This is a genomic window from Ferrovibrio sp., assembly GCF_017994015.1.
Taxonomy (GTDB): domain Bacteria; phylum Pseudomonadota; class Alphaproteobacteria; order Ferrovibrionales; family Ferrovibrionaceae; genus Ferrovibrio.
Genome location: NZ_JAGOLP010000005.1, coordinates 74,138 through 92,424, shown reverse-complemented (window position 1 = coordinate 92,424; position 18,287 = coordinate 74,138). Strand labels below are relative to the sequence as shown.

The 18,287-nt window shown below is 62.9% G+C and carries 17 protein-coding genes; 11 read left to right on the top strand and 6 right to left on the bottom strand.

The features are described from left to right. The first annotated feature begins 11 nt into the window (after nt 1-11). The 5 genes from sufC to KBB36_RS05095 are packed head-to-tail and all read left to right on the top strand — an operon-like array spanning nt 12 to nt 3,921. The gene (sufC, locus tag KBB36_RS05115) at nt 12-761 is read left to right on the top strand and encodes a Fe-S cluster assembly ATPase SufC (RefSeq protein WP_290977684.1); all 750 of its coding nucleotides are present in this window, start codon (nt 12-14) and stop codon (nt 759-761) included. Then, nucleotides 758-1,951 carry a Fe-S cluster assembly protein SufD gene (sufD, locus tag KBB36_RS05110; protein ID WP_290977682.1) on the top strand — a complete coding sequence of 398 codons (1,194 nt, stop codon included), beginning with the start codon at nt 758-760 and terminating at the stop codon, nt 1,949-1,951. Before sufC ends, sufD begins: the two co-directional genes overlap by 4 nt. Further along, entirely contained in the window at nt 1,948-3,192 is a 1,245-nt protein-coding gene (locus KBB36_RS05105; protein ID WP_290977680.1) for a cysteine desulfurase, read from the top strand. The genes sufD and KBB36_RS05105 overlap by 4 nt, the downstream gene beginning before the upstream one ends. Further along, nucleotides 3,192-3,533 (top strand): SUF system Fe-S cluster assembly protein, encoded by a 342-nt coding sequence (locus tag KBB36_RS05100; protein WP_290977678.1) that lies wholly within the window; start codon nt 3,192-3,194, stop codon nt 3,531-3,533. Before KBB36_RS05105 ends, KBB36_RS05100 begins: the two co-directional genes overlap by 1 nt. Before the next feature lie 10 nt (nt 3,534-3,543). Next, nucleotides 3,544-3,921 carry an iron-sulfur cluster assembly accessory protein gene (locus KBB36_RS05095; protein WP_290977676.1) on the top strand — a complete coding sequence of 126 codons (378 nt, stop codon included), beginning with the start codon at nt 3,544-3,546 and terminating at the stop codon, nt 3,919-3,921. Between the two features lie 3 nt (nt 3,922-3,924). Here KBB36_RS05095 and KBB36_RS05090 read toward each other — a convergent pair whose 3' ends face one another. Beyond that, the gene (locus KBB36_RS05090; protein ID WP_290977674.1) at nt 3,925-6,462 is read right to left on the bottom strand and encodes an FtsX-like permease family protein; all 2,538 of its coding nucleotides are present in this window, start codon (nt 6,460-6,462) and stop codon (nt 3,925-3,927) included. Beyond that, nucleotides 6,462-7,196 carry an ATP-binding cassette domain-containing protein gene (locus KBB36_RS05085; protein ID WP_290977672.1) on the bottom strand — a complete coding sequence of 245 codons (735 nt, stop codon included), beginning with the start codon at nt 7,194-7,196 and terminating at the stop codon, nt 6,462-6,464. The genes KBB36_RS05090 and KBB36_RS05085 overlap by 1 nt, the downstream gene beginning before the upstream one ends. On the opposite strand from KBB36_RS05085, the gene KBB36_RS05080 reads away from it, so the two are divergent. Beyond that, nucleotides 7,195-7,878, top strand: a complete 684-nt coding sequence (locus tag KBB36_RS05080) for an arylesterase (protein ID WP_290977670.1) — start codon at nt 7,195-7,197, stop codon at nt 7,876-7,878. The genes KBB36_RS05085 and KBB36_RS05080 overlap by 2 nt on opposite strands. 12 nt (nt 7,879-7,890) lie before the next feature. On the opposite strand, the gene KBB36_RS05075 is transcribed toward KBB36_RS05080, so the two are convergent. The 3 genes from KBB36_RS05075 to KBB36_RS05065 form a co-directional block, all read right to left on the bottom strand. Beyond that, nucleotides 7,891-10,425, bottom strand: a complete 2,535-nt coding sequence (locus tag KBB36_RS05075) for a methyl-accepting chemotaxis protein (RefSeq protein WP_290977668.1) — start codon at nt 10,423-10,425, stop codon at nt 7,891-7,893. A 206-nt stretch (nt 10,426-10,631) separates the two neighbouring features. Beyond that, nucleotides 10,632-12,611, bottom strand: a complete 1,980-nt coding sequence (locus KBB36_RS05070) for a glycosyltransferase (protein ID WP_290977666.1) — start codon at nt 12,609-12,611, stop codon at nt 10,632-10,634. A 7-nt stretch (nt 12,612-12,618) separates the two neighbouring features. After that, nucleotides 12,619-13,902, bottom strand: a complete 1,284-nt coding sequence (locus KBB36_RS05065; RefSeq protein WP_290977664.1) for an HlyD family efflux transporter periplasmic adaptor subunit — start codon at nt 13,900-13,902, stop codon at nt 12,619-12,621. A gap of 290 nt (nt 13,903-14,192) precedes the next feature. Here KBB36_RS05065 and KBB36_RS05060 point away from each other — a divergent pair, with 290 nt between their 5' ends. From KBB36_RS05060 to cobB, 3 genes are all read left to right on the top strand, one after another. Further along, on the top strand, nt 14,193-15,251 hold the full coding sequence (locus KBB36_RS05060) for an NADP(H)-dependent aldo-keto reductase (RefSeq protein WP_290977662.1): 1,059 nt from the start codon (nt 14,193-14,195) through the stop codon (nt 15,249-15,251). A gap of 81 nt (nt 15,252-15,332) precedes the next feature. Beyond that, complete coding sequence (gene thpR / locus KBB36_RS05055; protein ID WP_290977660.1) at nt 15,333-15,995, top strand: RNA 2',3'-cyclic phosphodiesterase; 663 nt, start codon at nt 15,333-15,335, stop codon at nt 15,993-15,995. Between the two features lie 5 nt (nt 15,996-16,000). Then, the gene (cobB, locus tag KBB36_RS05050) at nt 16,001-16,702 is read left to right on the top strand and encodes a Sir2 family NAD+-dependent deacetylase (protein WP_290977658.1); all 702 of its coding nucleotides are present in this window, start codon (nt 16,001-16,003) and stop codon (nt 16,700-16,702) included. Between the two features lies 1 nt (nt 16,703). On the opposite strand, the gene KBB36_RS05045 is transcribed toward cobB, so the two are convergent. Continuing rightward, complete coding sequence (locus KBB36_RS05045) at nt 16,704-17,120, bottom strand: metallopeptidase family protein (RefSeq protein WP_290977656.1); 417 nt, start codon at nt 17,118-17,120, stop codon at nt 16,704-16,706. A 94-nt stretch (nt 17,121-17,214) separates the two neighbouring features. On the opposite strand from KBB36_RS05045, the gene KBB36_RS05040 reads away from it, so the two are divergent. Both KBB36_RS05040 and KBB36_RS05035 read left to right on the top strand, forming a co-directional pair. Beyond that, nucleotides 17,215-17,529 carry a 4a-hydroxytetrahydrobiopterin dehydratase gene (locus tag KBB36_RS05040; RefSeq protein ID WP_290977654.1) on the top strand — a complete coding sequence of 105 codons (315 nt, stop codon included), beginning with the start codon at nt 17,215-17,217 and terminating at the stop codon, nt 17,527-17,529. Further along, a complete protein-coding gene (locus KBB36_RS05035) occupies nt 17,526-18,143 on the top strand; it encodes an SCO family protein (RefSeq protein WP_290977652.1) in 618 nt (205 codons plus the stop codon). Before KBB36_RS05040 ends, KBB36_RS05035 begins: the two co-directional genes overlap by 4 nt. The last annotated feature ends 144 nt before the right edge of the window (nt 18,144-18,287 follow it).

The following is an 18,287-nucleotide window of genomic DNA, read 5'->3' as shown; positions in this document are numbered from 1 at the left end:
GGATGCGTGCGATGCTTGAGATCAAAAACCTGCATGCCAGCGTGGACGGCAAGGAAATCCTGCGTGGCATCAACCTGACCATGCGGCCCGGCGAGGTGCATGCCATCATGGGGCCGAATGGCTCGGGCAAGTCCACGCTGTCTTATGTGCTGGCGGGCCGTGAAGGTTATGAAGTCACCGCAGGCGAAATCCTGTTCAACGGCCAGAGCCTGCTGGATATGGAAACCGAGGAACGCGCCCGCGAAGGCGTCTTCCTGGCCTTCCAGTATCCGGTGGAAATTCCCGGCGTGGCCAATGCGGTTTTCCTGCGTTCGGCAGTGAACGCTGTGCGCAAGCATCGTGGCCTGGCCGAGATGGATGCGATGAGCTTCCTAAAGACCGCCAAGGCGAAGATGAAGCAATTGCAGATGGATGAGAAATTCCTGCAACGCCCGGTCAATGTCGGCTTTTCCGGCGGCGAGAAGAAGCGCAACGAAGTGTTCCAGATGCTGATGCTGGAACCCAGCCTGATGCTGCTGGACGAAACCGATAGCGGCCTGGATATCGATGCGCTGAAGATTGTCGCCGAAGGCGTCAATGCCCTGCGCGGGCCGGAGCGCTCGGCCCTGGTGATCACACATTACCAGCGCCTGCTGGATTATATCGTGCCGGATCATGTGCATGTGCTGGCCGGCGGCCGCATCATCAAGAGCGGCGGCAAGGAACTGGCGCTGGAACTGGAAGCCAAGGGCTATGCCGATATCGTGGCGGAGGCGGCGTGACCGGATTCGCTGATCGTATCGCTGCTTTGCAAACGGCCCTGCCGGATTTGCCGGGCGTGGCGGGTTTGCGCGCCGATGGCCTGGCCGATCTGCGCCGCCATGGCATTCCCGGCCGCAAGCTGGAAGCGTGGAAATTCACCTCGTTGCAGGCGGCCGGCGAGCGCGACTGGTCGCTGGCGGCGAATGATGCCGCGCCGTTTGCCGCCGCCTTGCCGCAAGGCGTGACCTTGCAGCCGCTGGCCCAGGCATTGGCCGAGCGCGGCGCCGAGCTGGCCCAGGCATTGGCGCCGGCCAGCCGCGATGCCGCCTCGGCGCTCACGGCGCTGAATGCTGCCTTGCTGCGTGATGGCTGGCTGCTGGAGGTGGCGCCGGGTGTGAATGTGCCGCGCCCGATCCATCTTGATCTGCGTAATCAGGGCCGCGATGGCCTGGCTAATGTCACCTGCCTGGTGCGGCTGGGGGCGGGTGCCAGCGCCAGCCTGCTGGAAAGCCATGCCGGCGAAGGCTGGAGCAACAGCCGGATCAAGATCGAACTGGCCGAAGGCGCCGAATTGCTGCATGCGCGTTTGCAGCAGCAGACGGCGGATGCCTTCCACGCGGGGTTGACCGAGGTGCGCCTGGAAGCCAGGGCCGCGTATCGGCATGTTTCGCTGATGCTGGGCGGTGCGGTGGCGCGCCACGAACTGGCGGTGACGCTGGCCGGCGAGGGCGCCAGCCTGGATGCCCAGGGCTTGGCGTTGGCCAAGGGCAGCGCGCATCTGGATCATACATTGCGGCTGGAGCATGCCGCAGCCGGGTGCAGCAGCAACCAGCTCTTCAAGAATGTGGTGGATGAACGCGGCCATGCCGTGTTTCAGGGCCTGATCCGCGTGGCGCCGGGTGCGCAGAAGACCGATGCGCAGCAGCTTTGCCGCACGCTGCTGCTTTCCGATGATGCCCAGGTGGATACCAAGCCGGAATTGGAAATCCTGGCCGATGACGTGAAATGCAGCCATGGCGCCACTGTGGGCGACCTGGATGCCAATATGCTGTTTTATCTGCGGGCGCGCGGCATCGATGCCAATACGGCGCGGCGCCTGCTGCTGGAAGGTTTTGCCGCCGAAATTTTGCAGGCGATTCCGGCACAGGATATGCGGCTGCCGTTCATTGCGGCGCTGGAAACCTGGTTCGCGACAGGAGACGCCGCATGAGCGCCGCATTGGAGCAGAATCCCGGCTTCGATGTTGAACGCATCCGCGCCGATTTTCCGATCCTGAGCCAGAAGGTCTATGGCAAGCCGCTGGTATTCCTCGATTCCGGCGCCTCTGCGCAGAAGCCGCAAATGGTGATCGATGCCATGAGCCAGGCCTATGCCACGCAATATGCCAATGTGCATCGCGGCATCTACCAGCTCAGCCAGCAGGCCACCGATGCGTTTGAACTGGCGCGTGAAAAGGTGGCGCGCTTCATCAATGCCGGCGATACGCGCCAGGTGGTGTTCACGCGCAATGCCACCGAGGCGGTGAATCTGGTGGCCAATTCCTTCGGCTGGGGCATGCTGCGCCCAGGTGATGAAGTGCTGATCAGCCATATGGAGCACCACGCCAATATCGTGCCGTGGCAATTGCTGCGCGATCGCCATGGCATTGTGCTCAAGGTGGCGCCGATCCTGGATGACGGCAGCCTCGATATGGCCGGCTTCCAGGCTTTGCTCGGGCCGCGCACCAAGCTGGTTGCCATTGCCCATGTCTCCAATGTGCTGGGCACCGTCAATCCGGTGGCCGAGATTGTGCGGCTGGCCCATGCCGCCGGCGCAAAAGTACTGATTGATGGCAGCCAGGCAGTGCAGCATATGCATGTGGACATGCAGGCGCTGGATGCCGATTTCTACGTTTTCACCGGCCACAAGCTTTATGGCCCCACCGGCATCGGCGTGCTGTATGGCAAGGCCGCGTTGCTGGAGGCGATGCCGCCCTGGCAGGGTGGCGGCGACATGATCCTCTCGGTCACGTTCGAGAAGAATGAATGGGCGGATTTGCCCCATAAATTTGAGGCCGGTACGCCCGCCTTCATCGAAGCAGTGGGCCTGGGCGCCGCCATCGATTATGTGGAGAGTGTTGGCCTGGAGGCGATCCAGGCGCATGAGCATGATCTGCTGGAATATGCCACGCGCCGGCTCAAGGAGATCAACAGCCTGCGCATCATCGGCGAGGCGCCGGGTAAATCGGCAGTGATCTCTTTTGTGTTGCAGGGTATTCACCCGCACGATATCGGCACCATATTGGACCGCGACGGCATTGCCGTGCGGGTGGGCCAGCATTGCGCGCATCCGCTGATGGAGCGGTTCGGCGTTGGCGCCACGGTGCGGGCCAGTTTCGGGATGTATAATACCAGGGCCGAGGTGGATGCGTTATGCGCCGGCCTCAAGCGGGTGATGGAGATTTTCGGCTGATGGCGGTGGGAAAGAAAAAAGCGGCGCCGGCGCCGGAAGAATTGCGGGATCAGGTGATCGAGGCCATCAAGACGGTCTACGACCCGGAAATCCCGGTCAATATCTTTGAGCTTGGCCTGATCTACAAGGTCGATGTGAACGACGCCAATAACGACGTGACTATCGAGATGACACTGACCTCGCCGAATTGCCCGGCGGCGCAGTCGATGCCCAGCGAAGTGGAAATGAAGACACGCGAGTTGGATGGTGTCGGCGAAGTGACTGTGGCAGTGGTGTGGGATCCGCCGTGGACCCAGGAGCATATGTCGGAGGCAGCCCGCCTCGAACTCGGCATGATGTGAGGAGGCGACGATGACCGTTGAAACTCAATCCCAGGCGCCCAAGCCGCGCCGCGCCCTGCCGCCACCGGTTACCTTGACCGAGGCCGCCGCGGAGCGCGTGCGCTCGCTGATTGCCAAGAGCGACAAGCCGGTGATCGGCCTGCGCATAGGCGTCAAGACCAAGGGCTGTTCCGGCATGGCCTATGATATCAGCTATGCCGAAGAGAAGGCCAAGTTCGACGAGGAAGTGACCGACAAGGGCGTCACCATCTTCATCGACCCGAAGGCACAGATGTTCATCTTCGGCACCGAGATCGATTGGGAGGAAGACAAGCTGCAAGCCGGCTTTGTGTTCCGCAACCCGAACGAAAAGGGCCGTTGCGGCTGCGGCGAAAGTTTCCACGTATAAGTTTCAGCTTTGCCGTAGCAGCGGCGCCGGCTTGGCATTCAATGTTGCCCAGGCGCCGCCCAGGCCAAGCAGCAAGGCTACGCCCAGGCCACCCACGGCCGTGAGCAAAGCCGTGCCGGCCAGCGGCACAAAGCCGGCATTCATCACCTTCGCCACGATGCCCCAGGCCGCAGCCAGGCCAAGGCCATAAGCCAGGGTGGCGCCAACCAGGCCGATAGCGGCATATTCCAGCAGATTGGCGGCCAGGATATCGCTGCGCGTGGCGCCCAGCGCTTTCAGGATAGCGCCTTCGCGCAGGCGGCGGCGGTGTTCGGCAGCCAGGGCGCCGGCCAGCACCAGCAGGCCGGCCACCAAAGTGACCACGGCGGCGCCGCGCACTGCGCTGCCCAGTTTGGTCACCAGATTGTTGATCTCGGTCAGCACGTCCTTCATGCGGATCACCGAAATGCCGGGTATCTGCCGCGTCACCGCCTTGAACAAGGCGGTCTCGCCGTCGGGCGTGGCTTTCACGGTGGCAAGATGGGTATGCGGCGCGCGTTCCAGCAGGCCGGGCGAGAATACGATGACAAAGTTGATGCCGAGCGACGACCAGTCGAGCCGGCGGATATTGGCGATCCGCGCTTCGATATCGCGGCCGAGGATGTTCACCGTCAGGCTGTCGCCGATCTTGACGCCCAGGCCCTTGGCGGCGGCTTCCTCCAGCGAGATCAACGGCGGGCCATCATAATCCGCTGCCCACCATTGCCCTTCCACCAGGCTGGAACCTTCCGGCAAGGTGCGGGAATAGGTCAGGCCACGGTCGCCTTGCAGCACCCAGCGCTGCTCGGGATTGACCTGCACCTGCTCGGCCGGCACATCGCCCACCTTCACCACACGGCCGCGCAGGTTCGGCACGGTCTGCACCGCACCACTGCCCGGCGTGGCCGCCACCAGGGCGCGGAAGGCCTCAAGCTGATCCGGCTGAATATCAACAAAGAAAAACGCCGGCGCCTCATCCGGCAGGCGTTCTTCCACCTGGGCATGCAGGTTGCCTTCCACCTGCGCCATGGTCACCAGCAAAGTCAGCGCCACGCCAAGCGACAGCATCAGGCTGGCAGTGGCCGAGCCGGGCCGGTGTAAAGCAGCGAAGGCCAGGCGCAGCCGGGCGCCCCAGCGGCCACTGCCGCGCGGCGGTTCGATCTTGCCGGCCACTTTGCCAAGGCCCCAGGCGAGCAGGCGGAAAAAGCCAAAACTGATCGTGGCGCCAAGCACAAAATAGGCGGCGAAGCGCGGCACTTCGGCCGAGAAAATCGCCAGGCTGGCTAGTGCCCCGAACAGCAGCACGGTGGCAACCAGATAGGGCCAGCGTGGCCAGTTCAGCCCCGGTGTCACCAGATCGCGGTAAAGCGCGGCCGGGCGGATATCGGCGGCGCGGGCCAGCGGCCAGAGCGCAAAAGCCAGGGCCACCAGAAAGCCATACAGCGCCGCCACCAGCAGCGGTTCCCAGTAGATGCCGATTGCCAGCGGCACCGGCAGCGCGGCGCTGAGGGCTTGCGTAGCCAGCATGGGCAACAGCGCGCCGAGGCCCAAGCCGATGGCGATGCCGATCCCGGCCAGCAGGAAAGTCTGCCACAGATAAACCCGGAAGATCAGCGCCGTGGTGGCGCCGAGCGATTTCAGCGTGGCAATGGTGGAGGTCTTGGCCTGCATATGGGCATGCACGGCATTGGCCACGCCAACGCCGCCGATCAACAAAGCCGTGAGACCAACCAGCACCAGGAACAGCCCGGCGCGATCCAGGAAACGGCGCAGGCCGGGATTGCCGCCGCGCCAATCACGAATGCGCCAGCCGCTTTCGGCAAAATCGCGCTTGGCGCCTTCGGTTACGCTTTCAGAGGTTATGCCGGGCGCCAGCGCCACGCGGTAATGGAAAAAGCTCAGTGAGCCGGGCTGAACCAGCCCGGTGGCATCCAAAGCGGCACGGGCCAGCATCACGCGCGGCCCCAGGGTCAGGCCCTCGGTGGCGCGGTCGGGTTCGCGGGCGATGGTGGCATGGATGCGGAAGCGGCCTTCGCCGATGCGCAATTCATCGCCGATCTTGGCATCCAGGCGGATCAGCGCCTGTTCGTCCACCACCGCGCCCCAGGTCACGTTCCTGGTATCGCCCTGCCGGGCCAAGGCATCGGCCAGCGGCTGCGCCGGCTGCAAGGCCATGGTGCCGAGCAGCGGATAGGCTGCATCCACCGCCTTCAATTCCACCAGCGTGCTCTGGTCACTGGCCGGGGCATGGGCCATGGCGCGCATCTGCACGGTTTCGGAAACCTGGCCCTGGCTATCGAGGAAGGCGCGTTCGCGCGGCTCGGCCGGGCGGTGGATCAGGCGGAATTCGATATCGCCGCCCAAGAGCAGGCGGCCATCGCGCTCCAGGCCGGCAACGATGGCCGAACTGAGCGAACCAATGCCGGCGATGGTGGCAACGCCGAGCGCGAGACAGGCGACAAACAGGCGGAAGCCGAGCAGGCCGCCGCGCAATTCACGCCATGAAAGCCGCAATGACAGCATCAGTCTGCCGCCTGCTGCAAGGCAGCCTGGCCGGGGGTGATGCTTTTGATGCGGCCATCCTCGATGCGCACCACCTTGTCGCAGCGCTCGGCCAGGGCCGGATCATGGGTGATCAGGATCAGGGTGGAACCCAGCCGGGCGGCTTCGCCGAACAGCAATTCAATGATGCTCTGGCCGGTGCTGCCATCCAGGTTGCCGGTCGGCTCGTCGGCCAGCAGCAGGGCCGGGCGCGGCGCCACGGCGCGGGCCAGCGCCACACGCTGCTGCTCGCCGCCGGAAAGCTGTGCCGGATAATGCGTTTCACGATGGCCGAGGCCCACTTGCGCCAGCGCCGCCTTGGCGCGGGCAAAGGCATCCGCCACCCCGGCCAGTTCCAGCGGCACCGCCACATTCTCCAGCGCGCTCATGGTCGGGATCAGGTTGAAGGCCTGGAACACGATGCCGACGCGGCTGCGGCGCCACAGCGCCAGGGCATCCTCGCTCAAGCCGTTCAGATCGGCACCAGCCACATGCACCTGGCCGTGGCTCACGCCTTCCAGCCCGGCCAGCACGGCCAGCAGGGTGGATTTGCCCGAACCCGATGGCCCGACAATGCCGATCCGCTCACCGGCTGCAACAGTGAGATCAACACCGCGCAGGATATTGACCGGCCCAGCCGTGCTGGTGAGAGTGAGCTTCACATCCGCCAGGCGGATAATAGGCTGGTTCGGATCGGCTGATGGAGTGGTTGTCATGCGTGTCATGGTTCCTTTACACGAAATATATGGGCGTTTCCTGCGCCAGCGCCAACCGCTGCTGGCGTTTTTCATCGCCCTGGCCGTGTTCCTGGTCACGTTTTCGCCGGCAGTGCATGCGCAATCCGCCCCGATCCGGGTGCTGGCGCTGGGTGACAGCCTCACCGCCGGCTACAATCTGCCGGCCGATGCGGCGTTTCCGGCGCAATTGGAAAAGGCATTGCGTGCCAGCGGGCTGCCGCAGGTCAGCATCATCAATGCCGGTGTTTCCGGCGATACCTCGGCAGGTGCGCTGTCGCGGCTGGAATGGTCGCTGGCCGACAAGCCGACCCATGCCCTGGTGGCAATCGGCGCCAATGACATGCTGCGTGGCCTCAGCCCGGAGAATGCCCAGGCCAATATCGACCGCATCCTGGCGCGGCTCCAGCAGGCCGGGGTCAAGACCCTGCTGATCGGCATGCTGGCGGCGCCCAATCTGGGCGAAGATTATGCCCGCCGCTTCAACGGCCTCTATCCGGCCCTGGCAGAGAAATACAAGCTGCCGCTTTATCCGTTTTTTCTCGATGGCGTCGCCACCCGGCGCGACCTGACCCTGGATGACGGCATGCATCCCAACCGTGATGGCGTGGCCGAGATGGTGAAGCGCATCCAGCCGCAGGTTGCCGAGTGGCTCAAGCGTTGAAGCGGCGCGGCCTCAGAATTCCTGCCAATCGTCGTCGGCTGCCGGCTTCGGCGCTGGTTTAGGCGCGGCGGCTGGTTTGGCGGCCGGTTTTGGCGTCGGTGCCGGCATGGCTGTCGGCTTGGCGGCGACGGGCTTAATGGGTGTCGGTTTTGGTGCAGGTGTTTTTGATACTGGCGGCGGTGTGGCGGGTTTGGCTGCTGGCGGCGGTGCCAGCGTCGGGGCCGGACGGGCGTTGCCATCCAGCTTGAAGAAGCCGACCAGTTGCGCAAGGTCGCGGGCCTGGCCGGAAAGCGATTGCGCCGCAGCGGTGGATTCCTCCACTAGCGCCGCATTGCGCTGGGTCATTTCATCCATGCTGCCCACGGCGGTGTTGATCTGATCCAGGCCGGTGGCCTGCTCGCGGCTGGCTGCGGCAATCTCGGCCACGATATCCGATACTTTCTTGATCGCGGCGACAATATCGGTCAGTGACGTGCCGGTCTGGTTCACCAGGCTGGCGCCGGTTTTCACCTGCGCATTCGAGGCATTGATCAGCGCCTTGATATCCTTCGACGCATTGGCGCTACGCTGCGCCAGGGCGCGCACTTCCTGCGCCACCACGGCGAAACCCTTGCCGGCCTCGCCGGCGCGCGCCGCTTCCACGCTGGCATTCAGCGCCAGCAGGTTGGTCTGGAAGGCAATCTCGTCGATCAGGCCAACAATGTCGCTGATCTTGCGCGCACTCTCTTCGATCTGCGTCACGGCCTGCACGGCATCCTGCACCACGCTGCCGCCCTTCTGCGCCGTGTCGCGGGCCGTGGTGGCAAGCTGGTTGGCGGCTTGGGCGTTATCGGCATTCTGCTTCACCGTGGTGGTGATCTCGTGCATCGACGCCGCCGTCTCCTCAATGCTGGCGGCTTGGCTTTCGGTGCGGCTGGCCAGATCCTGGCTGCCGGTGGAGATTTCATCCGATGCGGTGCGCACCGATTGCGCCGTCACGGTCAGCCGGCCGGCGAAATCGCGCATATGCTCGGCCATGCTGTTCACACCATCCTTGATCTGGCCGAACACGCCCTGGTAATCGCCGCGCACCTGGCGCGTCAGGTCGCCATCGGCCATGCCGCCCATCACCATGGCAAGTTCCTCGCTCATCGCCTGCAACGTGGCTGCAAGGCGGTTCAGTTCCTGGCTGGTGCTGAGGAAGAAGCCATCCTTGCCGGCTTCATTGATGCGGCTGCCCAGATCGCCGCGCGCCACCTGGTTGACCAGAGCGGCGATTTCCGCGCCGGCCGCCGTCTCACGCGCTTCGCGTTCCAGCCGCAGCCTTTCGGTTTCCTCACGCTGGCGGGCGATATCCGCCTCGGCCTGTTCGCGGGCAATCATGTTGTCCTTGAACACTTGCAAAGCCTTGGCCATGCGGCCGATTTCGGCACCACGCTCAACATAGGGGATGGTCACCGCAAGATCGCGGCCGGCCAGGCGCTGCATTGCCTCGGTCATGCCGGTGATCGGGCCGCTGACGCGCCATTGCACGATCAGGAAGCCAAAGCCGGTGAACAGCACCGCCACGGCCAGCAAGGCGCCATAAAGGATCAGGCCCTGGCGCGCATGCCCGCTCTGCTGCTCGGCGCGCAGGATCAATTCATTCAGCGCGGTATTGGCAATATCGTTGAACAAGGCCAGTCCGGCCACCGCGCGCGGCTGGAATTCGGTTTGCGGCACTGGTGAAGGCTGCCCATTCGCCAGCGCACGGGCAATCACCAGGCGTTCCTCGCTCTGCTGTGGTGCAAAGAAAGCCTTGGCCCGGTCAGCGGCCTGCGCCACGGCGGGCGGCGTGTCGCTGCGGGCAGCGGCTTCCTCGATCATGGCCCAGGCGGTCAGCAGGCGGCCATTATCCTGCGCGCCGGCGGCTACTTCAGCCAATGTCCAGGGTTGGCCGCCGCTCATTGCACTCAGCAGCCGCAGCACCAGCGAGCCGCTGTAATTGCGCGCCACCCAGGCGGTGCGCTTCACGCTCAGCAACTGGTCCACCATCGGATCGACCATCTTGAGTGAGGCTTCGAGAAAATCCGAGGCGGCTTCCACGCTGTCGAGAAAACTCTGTGTCACCGTCGGCCAGTCGCGCATGGCTTGTGCATCGCGCTGTGCCTGCGGCTGGCTGATGGCGCTCATCACTTTGGGGCGTAATGCTTCCACCGCATCATGTCCGGCCTTGAGCCGCGCTAGCAATGGCGCCGCACCAGGCAGATTGCCAAGGGCAGCAAGCTGCTTCATGCCGCTGGCAAAGCCTTCGCGGGCATTGTCGCGCTGCTGGGTGATATTCTTGTTCAATGTGTCGTCGGCCGCATTGGCATTGCGCAAGGCGATCAGGATGTTGCCGCGCTCCAGCCGGTGCTCCTGCAAGGTGCGGAAAAAAGCCTGGCTGATCGGTGCCAAAGCGGAAACCCGCTGCGCCGCCTTGCTGCGCTCCACCGCGCCGAGCATGGCATTGATGCTGACCCCCACCAGCATGATGCCGAGCAGGCCGATGATGAGCCCCAGCGTGGTGCGGATCGACAAATTGAGCATGGCCTGCCTCCCGGAAACGGTATTTGCGCCTTGGTGCGCTTTTGCAGGGCGCTATAGGTATATTTCGCCACTTTCCCCGGTTTTTGAAAGCAATAAATCGATTATAAATAGTAATTCGTAAGTAAAACTGGCTGCGAATGCTCAAATGCACCCTGCGGCATGCACAGATGCGCTGGCTTCGATTTATTGTTGTGAGATGGGCTGACCTATTTGCTGAAGCCGAAGGCGCGTTTGAACACGTCGCCGAGCGCGGTGCCGATGGTGGATTGGTTGGCCACGCTGGCATAATCGCCGGCATAGAGTTTGGTGATGATGGCTTCGCGCGGGGCGGCGGCAGTGAAGCGCAGATGGGCGTGATTGCCGCCGGCATCGGTGATCAGCGCGGCGGCCGGGCCAATGCCTAGAATATCGATGGCCAGTTCGGCATCACGCAGGGTTTCCGCCTGCACCTGCGCCGGGTCGAAGATCAGACGGGCGCCGGATACCGACATATCCTCGACCTGCACCGGCAGCCTTTCGCCGTTCCAAAGCAGGCTGGCTGGCTCATTCACATTGAAGCGTTCCTCGCGGCGCAGGCGCGGCCGCTCCACCGCCAGCAGCATCACCAGGGCGAGGATCAGCAGGTTCCAGCAGCTCCAGAATGTATAAAGCGCCGGATCGCCGCCATCGGCCAGGCGGCCATCCACCAGGCTAGCGCGCAGCACCAGGATGGCCAGGATGGTCAGCACAAATAAGGTGCCGGCTTGCAGGAAAACCGGCCAGTTCACCATGATGCGGTCGGTCAGCAGGCCCTTGGCGGTGACGCGGAATACCTGTGTCTTGCGCAGCAGCAGGGCCGACCACACCGCCGGCGCCACCCGTGAGGCGCAGACAAATTCGGTCAGATCGGTGAGGATCGGCACAATGCGGCCGCCCGATACCCAGATGAAAAACGCTGTGGAAGACAGAAAGGCCGGTGTGAAGAAATAGGCGTAATCGCCAATTTCGGTTCGCAGGATCGAGATACCGCCATACCAATAGAGCAGCGGCGCAAACAGCGAAAACAGGCAGAAAGTGGGCAGGCTGAGCCAGTAATTCGCGGTTTCAAGGAAAAGCAGCCGCTGCAAGGGGCCAAGATTGTTGCGCCCGAACGGCCCCACCTGCACAAACAGCGACTGAATCGCGCCGATGCCCCAGCGGGTGCGCTGGCCGATATATTCGTTGATGGTTTCCGGCGCCAGGCCGTTTGACAGCTTCTCGTTCAGATAGCGTGTGATGTAGCCGGCATCGATCAGCTTGAAGCTGAGCAGGATGTCTTCGGTGATGGTTTCGGTGGGGTAGCCGCCAATCGCCTCGATGGCGGCGCGGCGTGCCACAAAGGAAGTGCCGCAGCAATAGGCCACATCCCAGCCATCCTTGGCCGGCTGCAAGGTGTCGAAGAAAAACCGCTGCTCATCCACCCAGGAATCCGACAGCATGAAGTTATGCTGAAGCATGTTGGGGTTGAAGAAAAACTGCGGCGTCTGCACCAGGGCAATTTTTGGATCGTCGAAAAAGCCCACGGCGCGCAGCAGGAAATTGCCGCGCGGCACAAAATCGGCATCCAGCACCATGATGAAGGGCGCGTCGGTTTCCTGCTTGGAAATGCCGAGTGCGTGGTTGAGATTGCCAGCTTTAGCGCCTTTGTTATCGGGCCGGCGCAGATAGCGCACGCCCAGCGCAGCGCATTTGTCGCGCAGCCAGTCACGCCGCGTATCATCCAGCACCCAGACGCTGAAATTGGGATAATCCAGCGCGCGGGCGCCCAGGATGCTGCGTTCCAGCACCTCCCAGGATTCATTATAGGTCGGGATGAACACATCCACTTTCGGCAGGTCGCGGCGGCCACGATGGCGCGCTTCATAGGCATCAGCCTGCGGTGTGTTGTTGCGGATATGCCAGAAAGTCAGCAGGCAGATGCAGGTGCTGAAGGCCAGCATCAGTTCAAGCGCCAGAAACAGCAGGCCAAAACCAAAATCCAGCGGCTGGCTGGTGGGCGGCAAGGTGGTGGAAATACGCCAGTGGAAATAGCGCAGGCTCAGGCCGGCCACGATCAGGATAAAAATACGCCGTGGCCAAGGGCTGCTGGGTTTCAGCATCGGCAGCAGCAAGGCGGCGCCGGCCAGCAATACCAGCGCCGGCAACATCGGGATCAGGGCTTCGATCACGGCGGCTTCAGGAAATCAGCCGGCGCAGCTCGCCCAGGCTGGCGGGCAAAGCTTGCAGGCGGCGACCGATGCGGCTGAACACGGTGTCGCTGGTCACCAGGCGGCCGTTGCGGCCAATCGGGCAGCTATCGGCGCCAGTGGCGATGCTGTTGCCCAGATCGAGAGCAAAAACCAGACGCATCTGTTCCGGCGAGCCGGGCAGGGCAAGAGCAAATTCGCGCCGGTCGCCATCAGCCTCGCCGCGCAGGCCGATCAGCTTGGCGGGAAAGCTGCCGCGCTGGCTAGCGATGTCGATTTCAGCCCTCGCCTCATCGCCAATCGCCAGCAATTCCGGATCGCGGCGATCCCGCAGCACTTCAAAAAACAGCCGCCGGCAATCAACAATCTGCGCCAGGGCGGCGCCGGTGCCAACCGTGCTGCCGTTGCTTTCCATGAATCGCCACAGGATGCCATCCACTGGCGCCAGCACGGCGGCCACACCGGTCATTTCGCGGCGGCGCCGTTCGGCTGCCAATTGGCGTTCCAACTGGCCGCGCTCGGCTTCCAGATCGGCTTTGCGGGTGGCCAGGCTGAGGCGCTGCAATTCGATCTCGTCGCGGCGCTGCTGCGAATAGGGGGCATTGTTGTAGGAATCGCTGAGATAGACACCATGTGAAGCGGCGTCGCGTTCCTGCTGCACTCTTTCCAGGTTTTTTTTCAGGGCCACCACATCGGCCTGTGCCGCTTCGGCCTCGGCGCGGCGGCGATCCAGTTCTGCTGCACTGGCAAAGGAATTGGCTGCCAGCGGCACAATGCGCTGCAATTGCGCCCGCAACAAAGCGGCATTGGCTTCGCCCTGTTTCACCCGCGCCGCTGCGGTGGCGATCTGCGCATCCAGATTGGCCATCACGGCAAGGCGGAATCTGTCGCTATCGGCTTTCAGCCGTTCCAGGAATGGCGTCAGCCCCGCCAATTGTGTGTCCAGGCCCTGGATACGCTCGTCCAGCCCCTGGGCCTGGGCCAGCAGATTGGCCAGCCGCACATCGCGGTCGGGCGGATCGCGCAGCATGGCAATGGGCTGGCCGCGCAGCACACGCTGGCCGGCGCGGATATCGCCATAGGCCAATTGACCATCAATCGCAGCCCGCAATGTCACCAGGTCGGCATTAACATGGCCAACCGGATGCTGGGCGTAGAATACCCCTGGTACCAGGGCATAACCGAACACGCCCAACAGCAGCAGACCAAGGCCGATGCGGAACAGACGGCCGAGCGGCAGGGATTTGGTGGCGGGCTTGGCTGGATCGGACATAGGCTCTTCGATACGGAACAGGGGTGGATGGTAATTTGGAATGGAATGCAGCTGCCACCAAAAAAACTTCAGATAGCCTAGCGTTTATACCCTCGCCAAGCTACCTATCCTGTAGCGTGTAGTGATTTTATCTGATTGATTCAAATGAGTTTTCGCTAATCAGTGAAATGTTGTAACGAAACTTGACGTTTCCGGCCGCTGAAAGCGCAGATAAACCGCAATTAGTTGTTGTCGTTTGCAGCGCACACATACAATATATCGTCAGTGTTTCGCTGGTAAGGATACGCGTCATGGAGTTTCGTCGTCTGGGTCGTACTGATATCCAGGTGAGCCTGATCTGCCTGGGAACCATGACCTGGGGCGAGCAGAACAGCGAAGCCGAGGCGCATGCCCAGCTTGATTATGCGCTGGAGCGCGGCATCACGTTCCTGGATGCTGCCGAGATGTATCCGGTGCCGCCCAAGGCGGAAACCCAGGGCCGTACGGAAAGTTATATCGGCTCGTGGCTCAAGGCGCGCAAGAATCGTGACAAGGTAGTGATCGCCACCAAGGTGGCCGGGCGCGGCGGTGGGCCGCGTGGTGAATTCGGCTGGCTGCGCGATAGCGGCCTGCCGCCGGATTTGAGCCGTAAGCAGATTTTCGAGGCCGTAGACAAAAGCCTGAAGCGGCTTGGCACCGATTATATCGATCTCTACCAGACCCATTGGCCGGATCGTGTGACGACCAATTTTGGCCGTAGCGAGTATCCCTATAATGATGAAGACTCGGTGCCGATCAGCGAGACGCTGGCGGCGATGGCCGAATTGATCAAGGTGGGCAAGATTCGCGCTTTTGGCGTTTCCAACGAAACCGCCTGGGGCGTGATGCGCCATGTTGCCGCGGCCGAGGCGGATGCCCTGCTGCCGCGCATCGCCACGATCCAGAATCCCTATAACCTGCTTAATCGCTGGTATGAGGCGTCGCTGTCAGAAGTGGCGCAGCGCGAGGCTGTGGGCCTGCTGGCTTATTCGCCCTTGGCGATGGGTGTGCTGGCCGGCAAATATCTCGGCGGCGCCAAGCCGGCCGGTGCCCGGCTCAGCCTGTTCACCCGCTTCACGCGCTATTCCAATCCGCAGGTTGAGCGCGCGACTGAACGTTATGTCGCCCTGGCACGCCAGCATGGCCTGGACCCGGCGCAGATGGCGCTGGCTTTTGTCAACGCGCAGCCATTCCTTACCGCCAATATCATCGGCGCCACCAGCCTGGCGCAGCTCAAGGCGGATATCGACAGTATCAACATCAAACTGCCGCAGGAGGTGCTCGACGGCATTGCAGCGATCCATCGCGATCAACCCAATCCTGCCGCCTGATATGCCTTAGCCGGCCGGGCGGCTGGCCAGCCTCGCGGCGCAACCCGTCGCGGGAAGCCCCTCGTGAGAGGAGTACCGCCTATGGTCCGTCTCTTCGTTGCGCTTTCAATGCCTGAGGCCACTGCATCGGCCCTGAGCGAATTATGTTCCGGCCTGCCCGGCGCCCGCTGGGTCAATCCTGAGCAATTCCACCTCACGCTGCGTTTCATCGGCGAAGTGGATGGCCGCACCGCCCGCCATGTGGCGGATGAACTGGCTGGCATCCAGATGCCCAGCTTTGATCTGGCGCTGCATGGGGTGGGCACTTTCGGCGACAAGCGCGCTGCCCGCAGCCTGTGGGCCGGCACGCGGCCGGCGCCGGGGCTGGATCGGCTGCATGAAAAGATCGATGGCGCCATGGCGCGGCTCGGTCTGCCGCCGGATCGGCGTAAATTTGCCCCGCATGTCACCCTGGCGCGGCTCAACCAGCCACCGATAGACCGGCTTGGCGCCTATCTGGTGCATCATGCGCTGTTCAGCGCCCCGGCCTTCAGTTGCGACCGCTTCGTGCTCTATTCCAGCTTCCTCTCGCATGGCGGCGCGATCTATACGCCGGAGCAGGTTTATCGCCTGGATGGATATGACGATCATGCCTGGATGGCTGACGAGGCGGAGGATTGGGAGCGCGCCGAGGAAGCCCGCGAGCGTGAATCCTGGGAACAGGAACGCCGCGCCTTCATGCCAGCCTATGGCTATGGTGATTAGCGCCAATGGCTTCACCCTATCAATCGCTGGTGATCCTGACCGGCGCCGGCATCTCGGCGGAATCCGGCCTTGGCACGTTTCGCGACAAGGACGGGTTGTGGACACAATATGATCTGCGTGATGTAGCCACGCCGGAAGGCTTCGCGCGCAATCCCGCCCTGGTGCATGAATTCTACAATGCCCGGCGCCGCAACCTGCTGGAGGCGGCGCCCAATCCGGCCCATGCCGCGCTGGCCGATCTGGAGCGCCAATGGCCGAGGGATTTTCTGCTGGTGACGCAGAATGTGGATGACCTGCATGAGCGCGCCGGCTCAACCCGGCTGCTGCATATGCATGGCGAATTGCTCAAGATACGCTGCGAGAATTGCGGCGATCGGCGTGAATGTCGGCAGGATATCGACCTTGCCACGGCCTGCCCGGCCTGTGGCACGCCGGGCTATCTGCGGCCGCATGTGGTGTGGTTCGGCGAGATGCCGCTTGGTATGGCGCAGATCGAGCAGGCGCTGGCCGCCTGCGACCTGTTCATCTCCATCGGCACATCGGGCAATGTCTATCCGGCGGCCGGTTTTGTTGCCGAAGCGCGGCGCCAGGGCGCGCATACGGTGGAGCTGAACCTGGAGCCTTCAGAGGGCCATAGCGTGTTTGCCGAAAAACGCTACGGCCCGGCATCCGAGATTGTGCCGGCCTTTATGCGCGCGCTGCTGTAACTCAGTCGGTCGCCGCCTCGATCCGCTCCATGTCGTCGTCGGAGAGGCCAAAATGGTGGCCGATCTCGTGGATCAGCACATGGCGCACCACGCGGCCAAGCGGCTCGCCGGTTTCGCACCAGTAATCCAGCATCGGCCGGCGATAGAGGAAAATCAGCGCCGGCATGGTGCCGGTGGCGGCGGTTTCCTCGGCCAGCAGGCTGCCGCCGTGATACAGGCCCAGCAGTTCGAAGGGATTTTCGATGCCCATCGCCGCCAGCACTTCGTCATCGGCGAATTCCTCGATGCGGAACGGGATGCCTTCCAGGTAGCGGCCCAGGGCCGGCATCAGGCGGGAGCGCTCGCTTTCGGCCAGCGCTGCAATGTCGTCGAGGCTCGGCGCCAGGCGCTCCGCACCGATATGTGAATGGCTGGCCATGCGGCGTGTTGTCCCAGGTGGTTGCGGTGAAACTATGTCCGAGATAGGTAAACGCAACGGCAACTTTTGTATAGCGCGAGAGCAGGGGGCTTCCATGGCCATTGCCAAACTGGCGGGCGTTGAACGCGAGGCGGCGCTGAACGAATTAAGCGCCTGGACCCTGGTGCCGGGCCGCGATGCGATCCAGCGCAGCCTGCGCTTCAAGGATTTCAATGCCGCTTTCGGTTTCATGGCGCGGATTGCCCTGGCGGCGGAAAAGGCGGATCACCATCCGGAATGGTTCAATGTGTGGAACCGGGTCGATATCCTGCTCACCACCCATGATGCCGGCGGCCTGAGCCAGCGTGATATTGTGCTTGCGCGCATCATTGATCAGGCAGCAGCGGAAATGGGAGGCAAGGCATCATGAATACGGCAATGCGCGGTCTGCTGCGCGGCGTGATTGTGGCTGCTTTGGCGGCGGCATTGGCTTTCGGCGGCTTTGCCCTGGTGAGCTGGCTTGATGGTGGTGAGCGGCAGGAAGCCGGTATCGGCGAGGTCAGCATCGGCGGCCCCTACAGCCTCACGGATCAGGAAGGCCGCAGCGTCACCGACAAGGATTTTCGTGGCAAGCTTCAACTGGTGTATTTCGGCTTCACCTCCTGCCCGGATATCTGCCCCACCGCGCTACAGACAGTGGCCATCGCACTGGACGAGATGGGCGTGGCCGCAGCCGAGCAGGTGGTGCCGATCCTGATCACGGTTGATCCCGAACGCGACACCGTGGCGGCGATGAAGGAATATGTGCAGAGTTTCCACGATCGCATGGTGGGCCTGACCGGCACGCCGGAACAGATTGCGGCGGTGGCGAAGGCTTATCGGGTGTATTATCAGAAGGTGAAGCTGCCGAATTCCAGCCTGGATTACTCGGTGGATCATTCCGGCTTTCTCTATCTCATGAGCCGCGATGGCAAATATGTGGCGCATTTCCGCCACAACGCCACGCCGGAAGAAATCGCCAAGCGAGTCAAGGCGGCGCTCTGAAACGCGGCCTGCCGACTGGGTCAAGTACCCGGCCAGGAAATTTTTTGCAGTGCAAAATTTAACTATTCTTGGTGTCTTTTTGTTGTAATGCTATCCGGGTCAATGGATCGAACGCTTGTTCGGTCGGCAATTCAGGGGTGGGAC